Below are 5,303 nucleotides of genomic sequence, written 5' to 3'. Positions count from 1 at the left end.
GCGCCCCGCCGGCCGGGCGGGGCGCCGACGTAGGGTCGGGTCATGGATCTCCGACTGCCCAGGCCCCGCGGACGGCTGCTCGCGGCGGGGGCCGCCGCCGCCGTCCTCGTAGGGGGCGGTGTGTGGGCGGCCCTTCCGGACGACGCCCCCGCCGTGCGCCACACCGAGCGGAAGCTCACCCTGCCCGAATCACCGGAGGCCGGGAACGGCAGAGGCGGCGGAGACGGCGGGGACACCGTCCGGATCGACACCTCCTACTTCACCGCCGGCGATCCCGGAGTCCGCCGCCCCGCGGTCCTGCTGGGCCACGGCTTCGGCGGCAGCAAGGCCGAACTGCGCGACCAGGCCGAGGAGCTGGCCCGCTCCGGCTACGCGGTGCTGACCTGGTCGGCCCGCGGCTTCGGCGCCTCCACCGGCCGGATCGGGCTGAACGACCCCGACCGGGAGGTCGCCGACGTCAGCGCCCTGATCGACTGGCTGGCGAAACGGCCCGAGGTCCGCCTCGACGGCGAGGGCGACCCCCGGGTGGGCGTGGCCGGCGCCTCCTACGGCGGCGCGGTCTCGCTGCTGGCCGCCGGGTACGACGAGCGGGTCGACGCCGTCGCCCCGCGCATCACCTACTGGGACCTGTCCCAGGCACTCTTCCCGGACGGCGTCTTCAAGGAGCTGTGGACCGGGATCTTCTTCACCACCGGCTCCACCGTCTCGGGCAGCGGCGCCCCCACGGCCGGGCCGGCCTCCGAGCGGGTGGGCTGCGGCCGGTTCACCACGGAACTGTGCGCGATGTACGAGCGGGTCGCCGTCGCCGGGGAACCGGACGAGGAGGCGCGCGAGCTGCTGCGCGAGCGCAGCCCGGCGGCCGTCGCCGACCGCATCGACGTACCGGCGCTGATCGTCCAGGGCCGCTCCGACTCGCTCTTCCCGCTCGGCCAAGCCGACGCCATGGCGGATGCGATCCGCTCCAACGGCGCGCCGGTGGCGGTGGAGTGGATCGCCGGCGGTCACGACGGCGGCCCGTCCGAGGACGAGCGGCTGGACGACCGCACCCGCACCTGGTTCGACCGCCACCTCAAGGGCGAGGAGGGCGTGGACACCGGCCCGGCCTTCCGCGTCACCCGCACCGGCGGCATGGACACCACCGACGGCGAGACCCGGCTGCGGGCCGCCACGGCCGAGCGCTACCCCGGCCTGGCCTCCGGCGGCCGGACCGTGGAGCTGCGGGGGCGCGGGCAGACCTTCGCCAACCCGGCCGGCGGCGGCCCGCCCGCCGTCTCCGCCGTCCCCGGCCTGAGCGCCGTGGGCGGGCTGTCGGGCCTGGGGGGCGGCCTGTCGGTGGACTACCCCGGCCAGCACGCCCGCTTCGAGTCGGCTCCGCTGGCCGAGGCCGTCCAGGTCACCGGCGCTCCCTCGGTACGCGTGGAGGTCGCCTCCACGTCCGGGAAGGCGGTGCTGTTCGCCAAGGTCTACGACGTGGGCCCCGACGGACGCCAGGTGCTGCCCTCCCAGCTGGTGGCGCCGCTGCGGGTCACCGGGGCCGGGGAGGGCCGGGACGTGGAGGTGCGGCTGCCGGCGATCGACCACCGCTTCGAGGCCGGGCACCGCATGCGGGTGGTGTTCTCCGCCACCGATCTGGCCTACGCCTCGCCAGCCGAGCCCGCCGCCTACACCGTCTCCCTCGCGGGGGACGGGCTGAGCGTGCCGACCGTGCCCGGCCTGGCCGCCCCGGCGGCCGGCACCCCGTGGTGGGTGTGGGGCATGCCGTCGGCCGGCGCGGCCGTGGCGGCGGTGCTGCTGCTGACCGGTCGCCGCCGCAGGACCGCGCCCGCCGCGCCTGCCGGGCCCGCCGCCGTGCCGCGGGCGGGCTCCGCACCCGAGGACGTCCCACTGGAGATCAGCGGCCTGTCCAAGCGGTACGCGGGCTCGGCCGACCGCTACGCGGTGCGCGACCTGTCCTTCCGGGTGGAGCGCGGCCAGGTACTCGGCCTGCTCGGCCCCAACGGCGCCGGCAAGACCACCACCCTGCGGATGCTGATGGGCCTGATCACGCCCGACAGCGGTGAGATCAGGGTCTTCGGCCGGGTGATCCGGCCCGGCGCGCCCGTGCTGTCGCGGGTCGGCGCGTTCGTCGAGGGCGCCGGCTTCCTGCCGCATCTGTCGGGCCGGGCCAACCTGGAGCTGTACTGGCGGGCCACCGGCCGTCCCGAGGGGGACGCCCACACCGAGGAGGCGCTGGAGATCGCCGGGCTCGGCGACGCCCTGGAGCGCGCGGTACGCACCTACTCCCAGGGCATGCGGCAGCGGCTGGCGATCGCCCAGGCCATGCTGGGTCTGCCGGATCTGCTGATCCTGGACGAGCCGACCAACGGTCTGGACCCGCCCCAGATCCGGGAGATGCGAGACGTGATGATCCGCTACGCGGCGGCCGGCCGTACCGTGATCGTCTCCAGCCACCTGCTGGCCGAGGTCGAGCAGACCTGTACGCATCTGGTGGTCATGGACCGCGGCGAGCTGGTGCGGGCGGGGCCGGTGGAGGAGATCACCGGCTCCGGCGACACCGTGCTCGTCGGGGTGCGGGGCCCGGTTCCGGAGGCGCTGCCGGAGAAGGTGGCGGCCCTGCCCGGCGTGGGTTCGGCCGTCGCCGTCGACGAGGGGCTGCTGGTGCGCCTCGACGGCGCCACCACCACGCAGCTGCTGACCGAACTCCTGCGGCTGGAGGTGCCGGTGGAGCGCGCCGGGCCGCACCGTCGCCTGGAGGACGCCTTCCTCACCCTGATCGGAGGGGAGTCCCGATGACCGCCCCCGCCCCCACTCCTCCCACCACCGCGCCCGTGCCGGGCCCGTCCGGTGCGGACCCGTCGGGCGCGGCGCCCGGCTACCACCCGCGGCGCACCCTGCCGCTGCGAGTGGAGGCGGTGCGCCAGCTGCGGCGCCGCCGCACCCTGGTGACCGGCCTGGTTCTGGCCGCGCTGCCGTTCGTGCTGATCGCGGCCTTCGCGATCGGCGGCGAGCCCGAGCGCGGCGGCCGGCGCATCAACCTGATGGACACCGCCACCGCCTCCGGACTGAACTTCGCCGCCATGGCGCTGTTCGTCTCCGCCGGCTTCCTGCTGGTGGTGCCGGTGGCGCTGTTCTGCGGCGACACGGTGGCCTCCGAAGCGAGCTGGTCCTCGCTGCGCTATCTGCTGGCGGCCCCCGTGCCGCGCTCGAAGCTGCTGCTGGGCAAGCTGGCGGTGGCGCTGGCGTTCAGCGCGGCGGCGATGGCGCTGCTGCCGCTGGTGGCGCTGGCCGCGGGATCAGCGGCGTACGGCTGGGGCCCGCTGGAGCTGCCCACCGGCGGCACACTGCCGACGGGCGAGGCGCTGGGCCGGCTGGCGCTGGCGGTGGCGTACGTCTTCGTGGGCCAGTTGGTGACGGCCGGGCTGGCGTTCTGGCTGTCCACGGTCACCGACGCGCCGCTGGGCGCGGTCGGCGGCGCGATCGGGCTGACGATCGTGGGCAACATCCTGGACGCGGTCACGGCGCTGGGCGACTGGCGGGAGCTGCTGCCCGCGCACTGGCAGTTCGCCTGGGCGGACGTCTTCCAGCCGGAGCTGGAGACGGGCGGGATGCTGCGGGGCGCGTCGGTGTCCGTGGCGTACGCGCTGGTGCTGTTCGCCCTGGCCTTCCGCCACTTCCGCACCAAGGACATCGTCTCGTGAGCCGCCTGCCGGACGGTACGGCTCTCCCCGTTACGTCACCCGGTCCGACAGGGCCCGGAAGTCCCCCCACTCCAGGGCGGGCGGGGAGGGGTCCCACAGCTTCTGCGCCACGGCCCGCAGCGGCATGCGCACCCCCCGGGCGACCTCGGCCGTCGTCTGCGCGCCCGACAGGTCGCACCAGACGGCCAGCCGCCCGCCCACCACGCGGTCCGGCCCGGTCAGCTCCGCCGGCTCGGGCTCGGTGCCGCGCAGCACGGCCGGGGTCCACTCCTCGTAGATCCGCTCCCCGGTCGGGTAGGTGAACTCGTTGGGCTCGCCGAGGACGTAGTAGAGGTACTCGTCGTTGAGGTTGACCACCTCCCAGCCCTCGCGCAGGTACTCCCCGGGCGGCCGGGCGCCGATCTCCTTGCCCGTCCAGTAGGCGACCTGCCGGGGGCGGCCCGGTTCGACGATCCCGCCGGCGTGCTGTCCGTCGTTCCACACCTGGGGTGTGAAGCCCGCCTTGCGCACGGTCTCGGCGCGGTCGTTGAGCCAGGCCGCCGCCAGGTCCCGCACCCGGGCCCGGGGCCCGTGCTCGCGGCGGGCGGTCCCGGCCAGCTCCGGGTAGGCGGCCTCGGGGTCGGAGCGCGTCAGCGCCCGGTACTCGTCGCCGCCCAGATGCCAGTAGGGACCGGAGCCCATCTGGTCGCGGAAGATGGGCGCGTACTCGCGCAGCAGATCGTCCACCAGGCGCGCCGAGCGCGGGTCGGAGATGTCGATCGCGCCGGGCGCCGGATCACCGTCGGCGTCGTGGAGCCGGAGCTCGGGGTGGGCGTCGAGCACCGCGCCGAGGTGGCCGGGCGAGTCGATCTCGGGGATGACGGTGATGTGCCGGGAGTTGGCCAGTTCGACGATCCGGCGCAGTTCGTCCTTGGTGAGGTGGGGGTCGGAGACGACCTCGGGGTGGGAGTCGCTCTCGACGCGGAAGGCCTGGTCATCGGAGAGGTGGAGCTGGAGCTGGTTGAGCTTGAGGTCGCCCATCTCGCGGATGCGGTCCTCGATCCACTCCGCGCCGAAGTGCTTGCGGGCGATGTCGAGCATGAAGCCGCGCTGCGGGCGGTCGGGCCAGTCGCGGACGGTGCCGCGGGGGATCGAGCCGCCGCCCCGGAGGGCCTGCAGGAGGGTGCGGGTGCCGTAGAAGACGCCGGCGTCGGTGCGGCCGGTGACGGTGACCCGGCCGGTGTCGGCTCTCAGCATGTATCCCTCACGGCCTCCGTACCCCTTGTCGGAGTTGGCGGAGTCCAGCCTCAGCTCGATGTCGCCGGGCCCGGCCGGCCCGCCGGAGTGCTCCACGTCCAGCTCCCCGGCGAGCAGCTCGGCCTCGTCGGCGAGCGGCCCGCCGGGGTCGGCCACGACGCGGGTGCCAGGGGCGGGCTGCCAGCCGACGCCGGGCTCGGGCGCCCACCGGCGTACGGCGGGGACGGTGGCGGGAGCGGCGGGCAGGGTGGCGGCGGGCAGGGTGGCGGCGGGCGCGTCCGGGGTCCTGCGGGTGCCCTCGTCCGGTTCCCCGCCGTCACCCGTGCCGTCCGGCAGTACGAGGAGTGTGACGGCCGTGGCGGCGGGGGG

3 protein-coding genes are annotated in these 5,303 nt (G+C 75.6%); 2 read left to right on the top strand and 1 reads right to left on the bottom strand.

Going from position 1 to position 5,303, the window contains the following annotated elements:
* Positions 1 to 42 precede the first annotated feature (42 nt).
* Positions 43 to 2,793, top strand: a complete 2,751-nt coding sequence (locus tag LJ221_RS20755) for an alpha/beta fold hydrolase (RefSeq protein WP_241718246.1) — start codon at positions 43 to 45, stop codon at positions 2,791 to 2,793.
* Positions 2,790 to 3,698, top strand: coding sequence for an ABC transporter permease (locus LJ221_RS20750; RefSeq protein ID WP_241718245.1), 909 nt, complete (start codon positions 2,790 to 2,792; stop codon positions 3,696 to 3,698). Before LJ221_RS20755 ends, LJ221_RS20750 begins: the two co-directional genes overlap by 4 nt.
* Positions 3,699 to 3,728: 30 nt before the next feature.
* Here the strand turns inward: LJ221_RS20750 and LJ221_RS20745 are convergent.
* Positions 3,729 to 5,303 (bottom strand): glycoside hydrolase family 20 protein (locus LJ221_RS20745; RefSeq protein ID WP_241718244.1); only part of this gene is annotated, 1,575 nt, incomplete at its 5' end.

It is taken from the genome of Streptomyces sp. CNQ085, assembly GCF_022614595.1.
Taxonomy (GTDB): Bacteria; Actinomycetota; Actinomycetes; order Streptomycetales; family Streptomycetaceae; genus Streptomyces.
Note: the sequence above shows the minus strand (reverse complement) of the source record. Positions and strands in the feature narration are given on the sequence as shown.

Coding starts and splice junctions, on each gene's coding strand:
- LJ221_RS20755 (WP_241718246.1), top strand. CDS start 43: ATGGATCTCCGACTGCCCAGGCCCCGCGGACGGCTGCTCGCGGCGGGG.
- LJ221_RS20750 (WP_241718245.1), top strand. CDS start 2,790: ATGACCGCCCCCGCCCCCACTCCTCCCACCACCGCGCCCGTGCCGGGC.